We start from the raw sequence: 16,900 nt of genomic DNA on the forward strand, positions 1-16,900 counted from the left end.
TTCCTGCGCTATTTCTGATCACATGTTTACTGTGATTGGTATGAATTATCGGGCGAGATAGTCCGCCAGTTCGTCGAGACTGACCAGCTGCTGGTGGGCGGCGGCCCATCTGGCCTGGCTCGCCTCATGGGACGCGGGGATCACCACAGTATGCATGTTGGCGGCCCTGGCGGCGATCAATCCGTTGAAGGAGTCTTCCACCGCCAAGCAATGTGAGGGCGAGACATTCAGGGCCTTGGCACAGTTGAGGTACACCTCTGGGTGTGGCTTGCCCAGAGACAGCGTCTCGGCGCTTTCGATGGCATCGAATAGCTCAGCGATGGCCAGCTTTTGCATCACGGCATCGATTAATTCCTGAGGCGATGAGGTGGCCAGGCCTATCTTGACGCCGCGCCGCTGGCAGGCCTCAAGCGCCCTATGGACGCCTGGCATCGCCTCGCCACTGCGTAGGATCTCGCTTGCGACCTGCTGCACTATGGCATCTGATGTCACCTGATTATCATAGTCTGCCCAGGGATGGCGCTCATACCAGTAGGCCACGACCTGATCGATACGCAGTCCTGTGGTTTGCTCGGTATCGCTGAGGCTGATGGGAAGGCCAAGCTGGCTCAGCACCTTGTACTCTGCGGCCTGCCAACTCGGCTCCGAGTCGATAAGTACGCCATCCATATCGAAGATGACGGCCGATAAATGCATTTGGCTCATGATGTAGGCCCTTACTGGTTCATTTTGGCGAAGGTAGTGGAATATTATGCGAATTCTTCGAGTATTTACGAGTGAGATACGAAAATTTTTAAGATTATTTTTCCCGCGAAAGCCATCAATTCCATCGTTTGGAATGAATTTAGGATAACTCTTTAATTGTTTTTATAACAATGGGTTATCTAGGTATTCAAACTATTGTCTAATTTCATTTGTTTCAGGGCTAGGCTAATTTGCTGGGCACCCTAGGAAATCCCGGTAATTTCTCACTTCTAAGAGTGTGATCTGATTCATACTTTTGCAAAGCTGTAGTATAATGCGGCCGGAAATACGGGTTGAGCCTGCTTGACTGTGAGCTTCAGAATTGAAGACGTGCAGTTTCGCTGTTAGAACGCCAAACAAAGAGGAATGTTGCCGTGCTAGAAGCATATCGTAAACACGTCGCAGAACGTGCTGCAGAGGGCGTAGTCCCTAAGCCACTAGATGCCCATCAAGTGGCCGAATTAATCGAATTAGTGAAGAATCCACCTGCGGGTGAAGAGGCATTTATCCTCGACCTGCTCGAAAACAGAATTCCACCAGGTGTTGACGAAGCGGCCTATGTGAAAGCCGGCTTCCTCGATGCGGTTGCCAAAGGCGAGGCAACGTCTCCTATCCTGTCATCGGCACGTGCCGTTGAGCTACTGGGTACCATGCAGGGCGGTTACAACATCGAGCCGCTGATTGCTCAACTCGACGATGATGCCCAGGCCCCATTGGCGGTTAAGGCACTGTCAAACACCCTGCTGATGTTCGATGCCTACCACGATGTGGTTGAGAAGATGCAAGCGGGCAACGCCCACGCTAAGCAAGTGGTTGAGTCTTGGGCGAACGCCGAGTGGTTCCTCAGCCGTCCTAAGCTGGCCGACAAGGTGACCCTGACCGTATTCAAGGTGACGGGTGAAACCAACACAGACGATCTGTCACCTGCACCGGATGCCTGGTCTCGTCCAGATATCCCACTGCACGCCCTGGCGATGCTGAAAAACGCGCGCGATGGCATAGTGCCAGACGAAGCGGGCGTAAAAGGCCCAATCAATGAGATCGAATCTCTGAAAGAGAAGGGTCATCCACTGGTTTACGTGGGTGACGTTGTGGGGACAGGTTCTTCACGTAAGTCTGCGACCAACTCAGTGCTGTGGTTCATGGGTGACGACATCCCATACGTGCCTAACAAGCGCGCCGGTGGTTTCTGCCTGGGTGGCAAGATCGCGCCTATCTTCTTCAACACCATGGAAGATGCCGGTGCCCTGCCAATCGAGCTGGACGTAAGCAAGATGAACATGGGCGATGTGATCGACATCTACCCATACGAAGGTGTGGTTAAGCTACACGGCAGCGACGAAGTGATCTCTGAGTTCAAGCTTAAGACAGACGTGCTGCTGGACGAAGTCCGTGCCGGCGGCCGTATTCCGCTGATCATCGGTCGTGGTCTGACTGACCGCGCTCGCGAGACCTTAGGTCTGCCAGCCTCTGACGTATTCGTACGTCCACAAGATGTGGCCGATTCTGGCAAGGGTTACACCCTGGCGCAGAAGATGGTGGGTAAGGCATGCGGCGTAACCGGTGTGCGTCCTGGCCAATACTGCGAGCCTAAGATGACCTCTGTGGGTTCACAAGACACCACGGGTCCTATGACTCGTGACGAGTTGAAAGACTTGGCATGTCTTGGCTTCAGTGCCGATCTGACCATGCAGTCATTCTGTCACACAGCCGCTTATCCTAAGCCTGTGGACGTGAACACTCACCACACACTACCTGACTTCATCATGAACCGTGGAGGTGTGTCGCTACGTCCAGGTGACGGTGTTATCCACTCTTGGCTGAACCGTATGCTGCTGCCTGATACCGTAGGTACAGGTGGTGACTCGCATACTCGTTTCCCAATCGGTATCTCTTTCCCTGCGGGTTCTGGCCTGGTGGCCTTCGCCGCCGCGACCGGTGTTATGCCACTGGATATGCCTGAATCTGTACTGGTTCGCTTCAAGGGCGAGATGCAGCCTGGTATCACACTGCGTGACCTGGTACATGCTATCCCGCACAAGGCGATCGAAATGGGTCTGCTGACCGTTGAGAAGAAGGGCAAGATCAACGCCTTCTCTGGTCGTATCCTGGAGATCGAAGGTCTAGAGAAGCTGAAGGTTGAGCAGGCATTCGAACTGTCTGACGCATCGGCCGAGCGTAGTGCTGCCGGTTGTACCATCAAGCTGGACAAAGAGCCTATCATCGAATACCTCAACTCTAACATAGTGATGTTGAAGTGGATGATCGCCGAAGGTTACGGTGACCGTCGTACCATCGAGCGTCGTATCGCTGCGATGGAAGAGTGGCTGGCGAATCCAGAGCTGATGGAAGCCGATGCTGACGCAGAATACGCCGAAGTGATCGAGATCGATCTGAACGAGATCAAAGAGCCTATCCTGTGTGCGCCTAACGATCCAGATGATGCCGTTCTCCTGTCTCAGGTGAAAGACACTCAGATCGACGAGGTGTTCGTTGGTTCTTGTATGACTAACATCGGCCACTTCCGTGCAACCGGTAAGATGCTGGACAAGTTTGCCAAGACGCTGCCAACCCGTCTGTGGATCGCTCCACCAACTAAGATGGACCGTGATCAGCTGACAGAAGAAGGTTACTACGCCATCTTCGGTCGTGTCGGTGCGCGCATCGAGATCCCAGGCTGTTCTCTGTGTATGGGTAACCAGGCTCGTGTTGCCGAGGGCGCGACGGTTGTGTCGACCTCTACCCGTAACTTCCCGAACCGTCTGGGTACTGGCGCTAACGTCTACCTGGCGTCTGCCGAGCTGGCCGCGGTTGCAGCACTGCTGGGTCGTCTGCCAAGCGTTGAAGAGTATCAGGAGTACGCCAAAGAGATCGATGCGACAGCAGCCGATACTTACCGTTACCTGAACTTCGACCAGATCGATTCATACACAAAAAGAGCGGCCGAAGTGATCTTCCAGTCTGCCGTGTAATCAAGATTGATGATGTAAAAAGGCCAGCTGATTGCTGGCCTTTTTTATGCCTGCTCTTAGGTGAAATTCACATAAGCATCAGGACTGATATTGCTTTTAGGAGTACTTGCTGTGCAGCACTTCAAGCAGTTGATCTTCCAGCTGGAAACGTGTCTCCATGGCATCACCGAGAGAGGAGAGATCTTTGTCCAGCTGATAGAGGATCTTGTCGTCGCTGGCGCTGGTGTATTTATCGTTGAAGTCCAGGGCGAGATCCGTCGTCTCGCTGATCTTAGGGACTATGGTCTGCGCCAATGCCTGGCTGGATTCGCCATTCTTCTCACAGGCGGTGACCACGCGATCATAAACCTCGAAGTGCCCCTCGGACACATAATCGACCAAGAGATCACAGAACTCTTTGACCGCTTTGAAGGCGGGAAGTGATTTGTCTATCGCCTCGTAGGGCGGCAGCCCGGCAATTTGGCAATAGTTAATCAGCAGCTTACGACGGTGATTCAGCCATTGATCAATCAGTGTATTGGAGCCACCCCATTTCTGTTCGGCCCGTTCCAATTGCTTTAGCATAATGGTCCCCATCGCATTGTTCTTCTATGACTTCTAATGTAGGTGAGAACCACCGCTTTGATCAACCATTTTTTAGTCTATCCTGGCGATCTTTCAGCTGGTCGAATCTGCTTGTTTTGTATACAAAATGACGTGGGGGTGGTCGGTGAGAAGGGCAGAAATAAAATGCCCAGCGATAGAAATCTATCGCTGGGCGAGTAAAGTTTTGCGGGCTCGATGCGACGAGCTTCTTGATTGTTCTTGCTAGCGCAGACTTTTTATACCAAAGGCAAAGAGGGGGTGCAACTTTTTTCTAACGAATTGCGGGGTGAGGCGGGCAATTTGCGGCCCAGGCCAAACCCTGAGAGAAGGGACGCGGGGGTAAAAAAATAATCAAGCGGCGTTTGTCACATAAATGTGCTGATGGAGGTTACTTTACTCGCGTAAATGCTAAACTACTGTCCCAGCGAAAATCAATAAGCGTAGGAATAGAGCCTTATGGCAGAACTAAAAAATGATCGTTATTTACGTGCCTTACTAAAACAGCCTGTTGATGTGACTCCTGTGTGGATGATGCGTCAGGCGGGTCGTTACCTTCCTGAATACAAAGCAACCCGCGCACAAGCCGGTGACTTCATGTCTCTGTGCCGCAATGCCGAGTTGGCGTGTGAAGTGACGTTGCAACCGCTTCGTCGTTACGATCTCGATGCTGCGATCTTATTCTCTGATATTTTGACCGTGCCAGATGCCATGGGCCTGGGTCTCTATTTCGAAACCGGTGAGGGTCCTCGTTTCGAGCGTCCAACCGATACCCTTGATGCCATCAAGAAGCTGGCCGTACCGGATCCAGAAGATGAGCTTGGTTATGTGATGAACGCGGTTAGCACCATTCGCCGTGAGCTGAAAGGCGAAGTGCCGCTGATCGGTTTCTCTGGTTCACCTTGGACACTGGCGACCTACATGGTCGAGGGCGGTTCGAGCAAGACCTTCGAAAAGATCAAGAAGATGGCCTACGCCGAACCTGCGGCGCTGCACATGCTGCTAGACAAGCTGGCTGACTCGGTGACCCTGTACCTGAACGCTCAGGTGGCCAACGGTGCTCAGTCGCTGATGATTTTCGACTCTTGGGGTGGTGCGTTGTCTCATACCGCTTATCGCGAGTTCTCGCTGCGTTACATGCAGAAGATCGTCGATGGTCTGACGCGTCATGCCGACGGTCGTCAGGTGCCTGTCACTCTGTTCACTAAGGGTGGCGGACTATGGCTAGAGGCGATGGCCGAGACTGGCTGTGATGCACTGGGTCTGGACTGGACCGTGGATATTGCCGATGCGCGTCGCCGCGTGGGTCACAAGGTTGCCCTGCAGGGTAACATGGATCCTTCTATGCTTTACGCCTCACCAGAACGCATCCACGAAGAGGTGCGTCAGATCCTGGCCGGTTACGGCGAAGGTTCTGGTCACGTATTCAACCTGGGTCATGGTATTCACCAGCATGTGGATCCAGAGCATGCGGGCGCCTTCATCAAGTCAGTACACGAACTGTCGGCGCAATACCACAAGTAAGTGGCAATGACATGTTAAAGCTAGCCAGTCGGGGCAACTCGACTGGCTATTTTTTTGTCTCAATGGTTAATACCAATCGTAATAAATAATTAATCATTCTAGCTTGTTAAAACGCTCGATAACTGTATTAGTATTTTTAATTTTAGAATAACTACTTATCTAAAAATCCTGCTTTGTTCTCAAGCGTTTTTCCTGCGCTATTTCTGATCACATATTTACTGTGATTGGTATAAGCTTCCGCTCGCCTTATTGATAGTGACGCAATGCGATCATGAACCGGCTACCCCGGTCAACTGTGCTCTGCACCTCGATACGACAACCGAGTCTGGCCAGTAATTGTCTGACGATCGCCAGGCCGACACCTAGCTGTGGCAGCGCGTCGCCTTGGCAATAGTAGAGCTCGGGCTGAGTTTGGCTGGGGGGCTGCTCCAGGGTGGCAATGGCTTGCGCCTGCATGCCGCTGCCCGTGTCTTGTATGACGAGATAAGATCCCGAAGGCAGGGTCTGAGCATAGACATCGATCTCGCCGCCGGCTGGCGTGTGGCGCAGGGCGTTGTCCAGCAGGTTGTTGAGCACGCGCCCCATCAGCTGGGGATCTGTGTAAAGGATCAACCCCTCGTCCCGGCTGATGTTCAGGCTAATTCCGGCCCGTTTGGCCTTGGGGACGAAGGTCTGCTTGACCTCATCGAGGAGCGCATGCAGCGGTGTTCTACGCAGATTCGCTTTTATCTGACCATTCTCCAGCGCCGCCAACTCCAGCATCTGCGCCAGTAGCTGTTGCAGCCTCTGCCCCGAGGCACTGGCATATTCGAGCAGGCTGTCGTCGCGCTCATCGACCGGGCTGATTCGCCAGGTGTCCAGATAGCCCAGTAGCGTGGTGAGCGGTGTCTTGAGATCGTGTGACAGGTGCAGCAGAAACTCCTGCTTAGCCGCCTGCTGCTGAGTCACCTGGCGCTGCTTCTGGGCAACCTCCTGCAGTAGGCGGTTGATCTGGGTGTTAAGTTGGGCCATCTCCTGGCTACGGCTCGGCGCCAGGGGAAGGGCGAGAGGCTGGCTGATCGGTTTCTGCTCTAGCTCACCCAGTGCCTGGGTGAGACGCTTGAGTGGCCGCGTCAGGTAGCGCAGTAGCAGGGAAAACAGGATCAGGGTAAACAGCGCCCAGCCGCCTAGGGCGACGCCCCAGCGCTGGGGCAGGTCTTTTGCCTGGATAAGCGATTGCCAGTTGTCGAAGGCCTCACCGCCGATGATCACATACAGGTAGCCACTGAGGGCCCCGTCTGGGCTATGAAGTGGGCTGACGGAGAAGATCTTCTGCTGGCCCTCAGCTCTTGGATCTGTGCCCAGGATAGGTAAGGGCTCACCCTGCAGAAAGGCCTGCACCTTGGTGATATCGACGCCGTGGGTCTTGATCTGCTCCTCCTTGGCGTCGAAGGCGATCACCTTGCCCTGGGGATTTAGGGTGTAGATCTCGAAGCTGGGGCCCAGCAGCATGAGATCGTGAAGGGCCTCCTTGAGGGCGGCGTTGGAGGTGATCCCCTGGGACAGCAGGGGGTTGATCTCGGCCATGTGGGTCGCCAGTTCTCGGTGCAGGGATTGCTGCACCAGACGTTGGCTGTGTTGCTGGTTCAGGCTAAACCACTGCCAGAAACCGATAAACAGCAGCAGGACACAGGCGCTGGCAAGCAGTAGGATGCGGCCAAACAGGCTATTGACCATGGCTAGTGCGCCGCCGGTGGCGCAAACTTATAGCCCACGCCCCACACCGTCTGTACCAGCTCGTTGCTGTTGGGGCAGCAGGCCAGCTTGGCCCTGAGGCGATTGATGTGACTGTTGACCGTGTGTTCATAGCCCGCATAGGAGTAGCCCCATACGGCCTCGAGCAGTTGCATGCGGCTGAATACTTGGCGCGGATGTTGTGCCAGGTAGTAGAGCAAGTCGAACTCTCTGGCGGTGAGAGTCAGCGGTTGGTTGGCGGCGGTGACTTCCCTCGTCTTGCTGTCGATCACTAACTCGTCGAACGTCAAGGCATACTGGTCGGCGGCCTGCTGGTTGGCGCGTCTGAGGAGGGCCTTGACCCTGGCCCTGAGTTCCAGCACGCTGAAGGGTTTCACCATGTAGTCGTCGGCGCCGGATTCCAGGCCGAGGACGATATCTGACTCGCTATCCCGGGCGGTGATCATCATGCAGGGCAGGCGCTTGCCCTCCTGGCGCAGCTGTTGGCACAGGGTCAGGCCGTCGCCGTCACTCAGCATGCGATCCAACAGCAAGAGATCGAAGCTTTTGCTCTGCAGCACCTGTCTTGCCTGAGTCAGGCTACTTACCTGTGTCACCTCATGTTGCAGGGATTCCAGGTTGAGGCGGATCAGGCGGGCGAGGTCGGGCTCATCTTCGACCAGTAAGATGCGCCGGCGTTCACACACACTCTTGTCGCTGTTTATCACAGACATAGCAAATTCCCTCTGGTTGGCCTACATCCAGTAGACCCAGCCCGGAGGGAATTTATTTCGTCGAGGTTAAATATTGCTCGTTGGCAAGCCTCTCTAGCGACTAACGTGTGCGCTGAATCGTCACTCTCAGTACCGGATTGTCAAACCTGTGACTGGCATGTAGCACCGAATCGCTCAGGCCATCGTCCTGGCTGATCACCCCAGGATGCAGATGCACACGATCTACATCGTCACGGCCTGCATTAAAGCCTTCGCCGCCATCGGCCGGCCCGGGTATTGTTCCCTTGAGCTCGCTATTGGCCTCGGTGCCGGCATCATAGGCGGGCGTGTAGAAACTCTGGGTCTGCGCTACTGCCATCTGACTCAGATCTATGGCGTCCAGGCCGCTGAAGGCGTCATTGGTGTTGACCAGCATGGTGAGCAAGGAAAGCGATGAGACGGCCGTCTCGACCTGGGTCAGGGTCAGGCTCTCACTCGCGCCGGGAGCCAGTATGCCCGCGCCGCTTATCACCATGTCGACACCGTCCATCTCAGTGCTATAACCTGACTGATCTCCCCCTTCGGCCAGTTGCTCAAGTGCCAGGCTGGCGGGCTCACCACTTTGCCAGGCGTGATAGCCGTTTGAGGTGGCCAGCAGTGCCAGGGGAGACATAGGCTGGTTGGCGGTGAGGTTTGTCACCGTCAGGGTAAAGCTACGCTCTACGGGCGGTGCCGGTGGCTCTGGCATATTGTTGTCATGGTCGTTGTCTGAGCAGGCACTGAGCAGCAGCCCCACACTCAATGCCATTATCGACAGCGGTAGGCTGCCCTTGAAATCTTGCAGTTTCATCTTGGCCTCCTATTTCACTGTGATGCTGACGTGGGCGACCGGGTTGAGCCAGCGGTGTACACGGCTGTCGAGATCGCTCATGCCACCTGCCGGATCTGTATCGCCTAAGATGCCGGGATGGATATGCACCTTGTCGTTGGCGCTGGTGTCGGCCACCCCGCTACCATTGCTGCCGCCATCGCCACCCGGCGCAGCGGGGATCCCTGGAGTGCCTGGCATGCCGCCGCCATTGATGATCTCATCGTTTGCCTCTGTGCCGGCGTCATAGGCGTTGAGAGTCAGGCTATAGGTGCCGGGAGTGGTCGGAATTTCCCAGCCATCTAAGCCGACGAAGGCGTCGTTGGTGGGGAGTATCATGGCAACCAGCGACAGATGGGTCATGGCCTGGCTGTCTAAGGTGATGCTTTCGACCTTTTGTCCCGGCGCCATCAGGCCAGCCGCCGGATTAGACAGGGTGACACCATTGGCTGCATCGACCATGGCGGCGAGATCGGCGATGTCGCCCCCTTCCGCCATCTTCTGTAGCGCACTCGTGGCAGGCTCGCCCGCCTGGAACAGGTGCATCTGTGCATCGTGGGCAGCAATTAGGACCGGAGTGAAGTGGTTGCCATGGGTGAGGTTGCTGATGCTGATGGTGAGTTCGGCGGCGCCGACAGGTGTGGCGACTAAGCCAGCTAATAGTAGGCCGGCGGTGACTTTGCGTAGGGTCATGAGGTTTCTCCTGATGGACATTAAGACTTGTATTTCAAGCATGGCCTCAGGAGTTCACTTAAGTATCGCCAAATTATCACAAAAGTTTCACAACTGCTCTCGGGCGGTGAACTGGCTCTCAATTTACGCTTTGATTTACGTCTCAATCGTTAATTCCTGCGCTAAGTCAATGCGGCGGCCGTTTGCCGCAGGCAGGCTATTGGCTAGTTTTGCAACGGGCAGTCGCCAGGCGGTTTAAACCCTAGGACAAATAGGGTATTTTCCTCGCCGATTCGAACCTAGCCCTAAAAGCGACCCCGATAGGATGGCTCAGAGACAAGATGCGCATTAGCAAGAAAATTGTGGTTTTTGTGGCCGGCTTCTGCCTGCCCGCCATCATGGCCATCTCCTATGGGTTAAATGCCTGGTATGAGCTTCGCCTGAGCGACCTGCGCCAGGACGTGAGTCAGCGTGCGCAGCAGAATATCGCCCACCATCTCGAGGAAGATCTCGCGCAGTTTGAGATGTTGGCCCAGCTCTACGGCGTCCCTATGGCACTCCTGCCCGCCGAGCAGCGCCAGAGCCTGTCGGCGACCTGGCAAGCCATGTCCCTATCTGCCCATGTCAGCCTCTACACGGTGCAAGACACGGGTATCACGCCCTTTGGTGATCTCAGCCCGGAAACCCAGGCATTGGATCTCGCCTCACTGCGCCGCGAGCTGCTGATGCTCGATGGCGTTCGTACCGGCTTTCTGCTCCAGGGGAAGCAAGGCTTTCTGGCCTGTGTGATCCCGCTGTCCGATAGTCGACGCCTGTTGATGGTCCGCCGGGTCGATAATCAACTGTTCGAATATTATGAGGCCGACTCCTCGATGGCGGGGCTGAGACTGGCGAGCGCGGCGCCGACCTTGCTGGGGCAGCCATCGCCACAGCGGGTGACCCTGGAGGTGCCGAGCCTGCTTGGTCAGCACTCCTTGCTGCTGGATATCGAGCTCAAGCTACCGGTCAGTCAGTTAGACAGTGCGCCGGCAACTCTGGTGTACCTTATCGGCGGCATCAGCCTGCTGCTTCTCTTGATGGGGTATCTCTGGTTGCGTCATGGGGTGATCGACCCCCTTAAACAGCTGCTGCGTCAGCTGTCGCGGGTGGATCCGACGGCTAAGACCTATCAACCGATCCGCGCCAAGGGGACCTCGGAATTTATGGTGATCTCCGAGCAGGTCAACAGCCTGCTCGCACGTATCTTCCAGCAGAAGGAGCGCTCCAAGATCACCCTGGAGGCGATTGCCGAGGCGGTGATCTTGACCGATAGCTGGGCTAAGGTGATCTACCTAAACCCCCAGGCGGAGCGTTTGCTCAAGGTGAAGGCCGAGTCTGCGGTGGGCATGAATCTGGAGAGGGTGTTTCGTAGTGAGCCCGAGCTGAATCAGTCGCTGTTTGCCTTCATGGCGAGTGGCACGGCGACGCCGCTGCTGAGCAAGGTCAAGTTTACCAGTCATACCCCTAGGCTGATGGAGCGTAGCATCAGTAACCTCAAGGGGCCGAATAACAAGATCATCGGCACTGTGATCGTACTGCGGGACATCACCCAGGAGGAGCTGCTCAAGCATCAGCTCAGACGCAGGGCCAACTATGATAATGTCACCGGACTGCTCAACCGCTGCGCCTTCGAGGAGCGCCTACAGGCGTTTGCCGAGGATGCCCAGACCCTGGCGATCTGCTATTTCGACCTGGAGCAGTTTAAGCTGATCAACGATTCCTGCGGCCATAATGCCGGTGATGCCATGTTGAAGATGGTATCCAAGGCGATTCAGGCCAGCCTGAGTGGACAGGGGCTGTTGGCCCGATTGGGGGGCGACGAATTTGGTCTGGCGCTGAAAGATCTGGGGGTGGTGGCGCTGGCACAGCAGGTGAAACAGATCATCGACGCCGTCGGCAAACAGGTGATGGAGCATCATGGCTGTCATTATCATGTGGGGATCAGCGCCGGAATCGCGCTGGCCAGGGCGCCTTACATCAATCCGCTTGAGCTGCTTAAAGATGCCGACATCGCCTGTATCGCCGCCAAGCGCAAGGGCAGTAATCAGGTGCATTTCTACGATGACAAGGACAAGGAACTCACCTACCAGCGCAATGCGCCCAAGTGGGCGGTGCGTATCGCCCAGGCGATCGAACACAACGAGCTGCTGCTCTACTATCAACCCATCAAGGCCCTCGGGCCTCAGGGTAAGCAGCGTATGGAGGTGTTGCTGCGGATCCAGGAGCCCTGCGGGCGTATCCTGGCCCCGGCGCAGTTTATTGCCGCGGCCGAGCGCTTTAAGCTGATGACAGATGTCGATAAAGAGGTGATACGTAAGACCTTCCTCTGGCTATCCTTGCACGAGGAGCTATGGGGAGATCACTGTCTGTCGATCAACCTGTCGGCCAACAGCCTGGGGGCCGAGGGCATGGTGGACTATATCATCGCCCAGCTGGAAAGGTTCGCCATCCCCAGCCAGTGCATCTGTTTCGAGATCACCGAGACCAGTGCCATCCAGAATCGTAACCGGGCGATGGAGATGCTCAATCAGCTTAAGAAACAGGGCTTCTCCTTCGCCCTGGATGATTTCGGTACCGGCTTTGCGTCATATGGCTATCTGCGGGAGCTGCCGGTGAACTATGTGAAGATCGACGGTTGCTTCATCAAGTCTCTGGCCAGCAATGCCAAGGACTATGCCATCGTCAAGTCGATACACGATGTCTGCCGCGTGATGGGCATAGAGACGGTGGCCGAGTTTGTGGAAAATCAGGAGATCATCGACAGGCTAGAGTCGATCGGCATCAACTATGCCCAGGGCTACGCCATAGGTCGCCCCAAGAGCCTAGATCAATACCTCACAGCGCCGCTGGATAATGTGCATCGGCTGATGGCCTAGTGCTAATGCCGTATAGCCTGATCGCCTGGCCTTAAGGCTTGTGCTTTCGGGCTAAGTGTGTGAATTTGGAGCCTATCCATTTATTCATACCTTAGGTCTTAGATGCAAACTTTAGCCGACAAGGTCGTTATCATCACCGGCGCCTCCGAAGGCATAGGGCGTGCCCTGGCCAAGGCGATGGCGCCACTGGGGTGTCGATTGGTGCTGACCGCTCGCAGCCAGGCACGCCTTCATTCCCTGCAACAAGAGCTTTTAAGTGTTGCCAGCGTGCCGCCCCTGGTCGTTCCCACCGATGTGACAGATGCCGATGCCTGTCGCGCCCTCATAGATACCTGTGTGGCCCATTTCGGCCGCCTGGATATCCTGGTCAACAATGCTGGCATGACCATGTGGTCGCGTTTCGAAGACCTCGAAGATCTCGCCATCTTAGAGCGGGTGATGCGAGTCAACTACCTTGCCCCCGCCATGCTGACCCATTATGCCTTGCCACACCTAAAGGCCAGCCGTGGCCAAATCGTGGTGGTGGCCTCGGTGGCGGGATTAACCGGCGTACCGACTCGCAGTGGTTACAGCGCCTCTAAACATGCGGTGATGGGCTTCTTCGACTCGCTGCGGATTGAGCTGGCCGAGCATGATGTGGCCGTGACCCATATCTGCCCTGATTTCGTGGTGTCTGAGATCCATAAACGGGCGCTAGATGGTAAGGGGCAGCCGCTGGGCAAGAGCCCTATGCAGGAGGCTAAGATCATCACCGCCGAGCAGTGTGCCCAGATGATGTTGCCTGCGATTGCCGGGCGCAAGCGGCTGCTAATCACCTCGCTGCGGGGACGGCTAGGCCGTTGGTTTAAGATAGTCGCACCTGGCCTTATCGATAAGATCGCCCGTAAGGCGATCGCCTCCGGTCATTAGGATGAAATCTTTAGAAAGTTACAGAGATAAAGCAAATAAAAAGCCCAGAATGAACTGGGCTTTTTGGTGTTTGACTAGAGGCTTTAGCGCCTACTCCTTGGTGATATCCAGGTTGATCAGCCACCAGGCTCTGACCTGAATATCGCCGGCCTCCACCACGCCGCCACTGCGGTATGGCTTGGCAAAGTGGGTGACCACTATCGGCCTAATGCTATGGTAGCGTCCCGGATTAACGAACCAGGCGTTGTAGGGATCGTCCGCATTCAGGCTGACGGTCACTTCTGAACTGACCGGCTGGCTCATGTTCGGGCAGGTATAGATGCTGCTTGAGGCGAGCGGGTATGCCACTCTGCTACCATCGCTACACAGGCTGGTCTGCTGTAGCCTAAGCGTCACTATGGTGCAGCCCTTTAAATTATCCGGGTCGGTACAGATCTGAGTCACCATAGTGGTGTAGCCACCGCTTAGTTCATCATTGTCATCCTTACTTAGGGCATCACCACGTCCGCCGATAGCGGTGAAGTAGGAGACGTCACCTGCGGCAACCTCTGCCGGTGAGACCAGCTGCAAGTCGTTGCCATCGAAGGTCAGGCTGGCCTCTTCGCCCAGGCCTGGCTCGATCTCCTTGAGGTATACCTTGTAGTTCAGGCTGGCACTCTGATAGTTGTTGCCGCCATCATCGGTAACCGTGATATCGAAGTAGTTGTTTTCACGTGAACGCGGGTAAGCATGCAGGGTGAGTTCGCCCGTTGAGGTGAGCTCGGCATATTCCAGCGACACCGGATAATTAAAGGTGTAGCTGAGCTTACCAAAGGCGTTGGTAAATTCTGGCGGTGATACCTTACGATCCGGATAGTAAACCACCGACTGGCTGATCTCATCCAGGCTTAGCCCTGGATGAACCGCCTTGGCGACACTGACGTTGAAGTCGAGTAGGGTGCGCTCGTAGTTGCGGCTCTGTTCGATCACTGTGACCTTGGCCATGCCTGCCGCCTGAACCGTCATCGCACCGCTGGTCTGGTCGAGACTCACCACCTTGCTCGAGGCGATATCGGCATAGTAGCTAATCTGACTGTCGACGCCGCGGCCGCTGATGGTCGGTGCATTGAGGCGAGTACTCGGATCGTAGACTGTGCTGAGCAACAGTGAGCCAAGTTTTAGCTCAGGGTTTTCGCCGCCCTTGTCGATCACCACATTCAGCTCGGCGCTTTGTGGCACATGACCGGCGTCGCCGCTATCTGTCACTAAATAGGTGACGCTACCCGCGTTCTTAACCGTCAGCGTCTTATTGGCTAGGTCGACACTGACCACATCACTCTGACCGCTATGTAGCTTCAGACTCAGGCTGCCGATGGCGCCCGTTAGTGGAATGGTTAGCGTCTTATTCGGTGCATATTGGCTGCGCACTGAGGAGATCTGCAGGCTACCGTTTAGCGGCGCCACGTCGACGAAGAAGCGGCTGCTGGCCGGATGATAAAACTCATTGCCCGCATCGGTTGCTGTGATCCAGCCGCGGCCGGCGCCCACAATAGTGATCGCCTTGGTATTGGCATCTTGACTGAGTACGCCATCACCACCATTTTCGACCTGATAGTTCACCTGGCCTTGATTGTTGCTAGGTTGCGGCAGGAATGGTTCGTTTGCCTTATATTCGACGCGGCTATTTTCCACGACGAACAGGTCATTGTCTTGTTTGTCGATGGAGACGGTAAATTGCTGCGTTTGGCTCGTCCACAGTTCGCCGCCATCGTCGCTAACTATTACCTCAACAGTGCCGGGTTTCAGAACCTGCATCTGACCGGTTTTGGCGTCGAGTGTTACCACATCGGTGGCACTGGTGGCTGTCAGGCGGTAGCTCAGGGTGCCCTTGGCACCGGCAACTTGTGGCGACAGGGTCTGATTAGCCTGATATTGGTTGTCGATATTGAGCGCCTGCAGCGAGCTGGCGATCATCGCCTCGACCTTGACCTTAAAGGTACGGCTGGTGGTCAGGTAGTTGTCATTACCCGCATCGGTCACTTCGACCTGGGTCTCGCCTACGCCCTGGAAGCTAAATTCGCCCAGCTCGGCATCTGTGATGCTGATGACATCCTCGGCGGCTCCCGTCTTGATGGCGAAGTGTAGCTTGCCCTGTGACTGGGTCACATCGAAGCTGCCTGTCTGGTCGGCGGCGAAACGGGTCGTCACATCATTTGCCTTGAAGGCGAGATTTTCCGCCTTGTTGATCTGCACGCGAAAGCGCTGCACCGGCACCTGAGTATGGTTGGCGGGCGCGACCTGCGCGACTTCAACCTGAGTCTCACCGGCGCCCAGAATGTTCATCGCCCCTGTGGTGGGGTGTACCTGAACGACCTGGGTATTGGCGCCGGCGACCAGCTGATAGTGCACCTCGGTGGTCGGTGTGCCGCTGTAGACGGGCACTAGCTGACCGCCAAAGATCAGCGGCTTGTTGGTGATCGCCTGATAAGTCGCAAAGGCTGTCTCGGCGAGCGAGATGCTGACCTTAAACTCACGGGTATCGGCCTGGTAGTTACGGCCGCCATCGTCCTTAGCGAGCAGGTTAACGCTGCCACTGCCGATAACGGTGAGTTTGCCCTGGGCATCGATAGATACCACGTCAGTAGACTGATTTTCGGCCAGAGAGAGGCTGAGGGTGCCTTTGACGCCGCCGATGTTTGGCGACAGCTTTGCACCTGCGACATAGCCCTGACTAATGTCGTTGGTCAGTAGCGGTGAGCGAGGGGCCTTATCTATGAGGACGCTAAAGCGTTGGCTGGCCGATTTGGTCTGGCTGTTGCCGCTATCGGTAGCGATCAGTTCAGTCGTGCCGGCATTGAGGACGGTGAGATACTGCTTATCGGCAGAGATCTTGACCACATCGGCCGGGGCGCCATTAGCCAATTGGTAGCTGATGCTGCCCAGTTTGCCTGTGATCGCCGGCGTGAGGCGCTGGTCCGGTGCGTAGGTTTGCACCAGCTGCTGCACTTGAATGCCGGGATGCGCTTGTTTTTCGGGTTGCGGGGCTGGACTGTCCGAGTCGCCTCCGCCGCAAGCGGTGAGTAAAAGGGTAAACAATAGAAGGTAGTATCTCATTAAGCCTCCAGCTTAAAAAACAGAGGCGGCGAGTATACATATGTGAATAATCTGCTGCAATGAGGGGGTAAAATATTGAATTATGCTAATATTGTGTTTTTTGCAGTATAGAAATCGCGTATTCAGGCTATTTTTAATACATGATTCGAATTTAGAACATAACTCATTGAGTTGTATAAAAAAGCACCTAATACC

Annotated in this window: 11 protein-coding genes; 4 read left to right on the plus strand and 7 right to left on the minus strand. The window is 55.5% G+C overall.

What is annotated here, in order from left to right:
• Positions 1 to 45: 45 nt before the first annotated feature.
• The gene (hxpB, locus tag DB48_RS08280; RefSeq protein WP_041509829.1) at positions 46 to 705 is read right to left on the minus strand and encodes a hexitol phosphatase HxpB; all 660 of its coding nucleotides are present in this window, start codon (positions 703 to 705) and stop codon (positions 46 to 48) included.
• Positions 706 to 1,118: 413 nt separating this feature from the next.
• Here hxpB and acnB point away from each other — a divergent pair, with 413 nt between their 5' ends.
• A complete protein-coding gene (gene acnB / locus DB48_RS08285; protein ID WP_041509830.1) occupies positions 1,119 to 3,716 on the plus strand; it encodes a bifunctional aconitate hydratase 2/2-methylisocitrate dehydratase in 2,598 nt (865 codons plus the stop codon).
• Between the two features lie 96 nt (positions 3,717 to 3,812).
• On the opposite strand, the gene rsd is transcribed toward acnB, so the two are convergent.
• A complete protein-coding gene (rsd, locus tag DB48_RS08290) occupies positions 3,813 to 4,280 on the minus strand; it encodes a sigma D regulator (RefSeq protein ID WP_200890547.1) in 468 nt (155 codons plus the stop codon).
• A gap of 477 nt (positions 4,281 to 4,757) precedes the next feature.
• On the opposite strand from rsd, the gene hemE reads away from it, so the two are divergent.
• Positions 4,758 to 5,822, plus strand: coding sequence for a uroporphyrinogen decarboxylase (gene hemE / locus DB48_RS08295; RefSeq protein WP_041509832.1), 1,065 nt, complete (start codon positions 4,758 to 4,760; stop codon positions 5,820 to 5,822).
• 246 nt (positions 5,823 to 6,068) lie between these two features.
• Here the strand turns inward: hemE and DB48_RS08300 are convergent, their stop codons facing one another.
• The 4 genes from DB48_RS08300 to DB48_RS08315 form a co-directional block, all read right to left on the minus strand.
• Complete coding sequence (locus tag DB48_RS08300; RefSeq protein WP_041509833.1) at positions 6,069 to 7,538, minus strand: sensor histidine kinase; 1,470 nt, start codon at positions 7,536 to 7,538, stop codon at positions 6,069 to 6,071.
• Between the two features lie 2 nt (positions 7,539 to 7,540).
• On the minus strand, positions 7,541 to 8,269 hold the full coding sequence (locus DB48_RS08305; protein WP_052813717.1) for a response regulator transcription factor: 729 nt from the start codon (positions 8,267 to 8,269) through the stop codon (positions 7,541 to 7,543).
• Between the two features lie 100 nt (positions 8,270 to 8,369).
• Positions 8,370 to 9,098 (minus strand): spondin domain-containing protein, encoded by a 729-nt coding sequence (locus DB48_RS08310; RefSeq protein ID WP_041509834.1) that lies wholly within the window; start codon positions 9,096 to 9,098, stop codon positions 8,370 to 8,372.
• 9 nt (positions 9,099 to 9,107) lie between these two features.
• The gene (locus tag DB48_RS08315; protein ID WP_041509835.1) at positions 9,108 to 9,809 is read right to left on the minus strand and encodes a spondin domain-containing protein; all 702 of its coding nucleotides are present in this window, start codon (positions 9,807 to 9,809) and stop codon (positions 9,108 to 9,110) included.
• A 320-nt stretch (positions 9,810 to 10,129) separates the two neighbouring features.
• Between DB48_RS08315 and DB48_RS08320 the strand changes: the two genes are divergently transcribed.
• On the plus strand, positions 10,130 to 12,703 hold the full coding sequence (locus DB48_RS08320) for a sensor domain-containing protein (protein WP_041509836.1): 2,574 nt from the start codon (positions 10,130 to 10,132) through the stop codon (positions 12,701 to 12,703).
• A gap of 102 nt (positions 12,704 to 12,805) precedes the next feature.
• Positions 12,806 to 13,612 carry an SDR family oxidoreductase gene (locus DB48_RS08325; RefSeq protein WP_041509837.1) on the plus strand — a complete coding sequence of 269 codons (807 nt, stop codon included), beginning with the start codon at positions 12,806 to 12,808 and terminating at the stop codon, positions 13,610 to 13,612.
• Between the two features lie 90 nt (positions 13,613 to 13,702).
• On the opposite strand, the gene DB48_RS08330 is transcribed toward DB48_RS08325, so the two are convergent.
• Positions 13,703 to 16,705 carry a hypothetical protein gene (locus DB48_RS08330; protein WP_041509838.1) on the minus strand — a complete coding sequence of 1,001 codons (3,003 nt, stop codon included), beginning with the start codon at positions 16,703 to 16,705 and terminating at the stop codon, positions 13,703 to 13,705.
• Positions 16,706 to 16,900 lie beyond the last annotated feature (195 nt).

Origin of the sequence: Shewanella sp. cp20, assembly GCF_000832025.1 — a bacterium.
Lineage (GTDB): Bacteria > Pseudomonadota > Gammaproteobacteria > Enterobacterales > Shewanellaceae > Shewanella.

Bases quoted from the DNA above. Each gene is read 5' to 3' on its own strand.
- hxpB (WP_041509829.1), bottom strand. From the start codon at position 705: ATGAGCCAAATGCATTTATCGGCCGTCATCTTCGATATGGATGGCGTA.
- rsd (WP_200890547.1), bottom strand. From the start codon at position 4,280: ATGCTAAAGCAATTGGAACGGGCCGAACAGAAATGGGGTGGCTCCAAT.
- hemE (WP_041509832.1), top strand. From the start codon at position 4,758: ATGGCAGAACTAAAAAATGATCGTTATTTACGTGCCTTACTAAAACAG.
- DB48_RS08300 (WP_041509833.1), bottom strand. From the start codon at position 7,538: ATGGTCAATAGCCTGTTTGGCCGCATCCTACTGCTTGCCAGCGCCTGT.
- DB48_RS08305 (WP_052813717.1), bottom strand. From the start codon at position 8,269: ATGTCTGTGATAAACAGCGACAAGAGTGTGTGTGAACGCCGGCGCATC.
- DB48_RS08310 (WP_041509834.1), bottom strand. From the start codon at position 9,098: ATGAAACTGCAAGATTTCAAGGGCAGCCTACCGCTGTCGATAATGGCA.
- DB48_RS08315 (WP_041509835.1), bottom strand. From the start codon at position 9,809: ATGACCCTACGCAAAGTCACCGCCGGCCTACTATTAGCTGGCTTAGTC.
- DB48_RS08320 (WP_041509836.1), top strand. From the start codon at position 10,130: ATGCGCATTAGCAAGAAAATTGTGGTTTTTGTGGCCGGCTTCTGCCTG.
- DB48_RS08325 (WP_041509837.1), top strand. From the start codon at position 12,806: ATGCAAACTTTAGCCGACAAGGTCGTTATCATCACCGGCGCCTCCGAA.
- DB48_RS08330 (WP_041509838.1), bottom strand. From the start codon at position 16,705: ATGAGATACTACCTTCTATTGTTTACCCTTTTACTCACCGCTTGCGGC.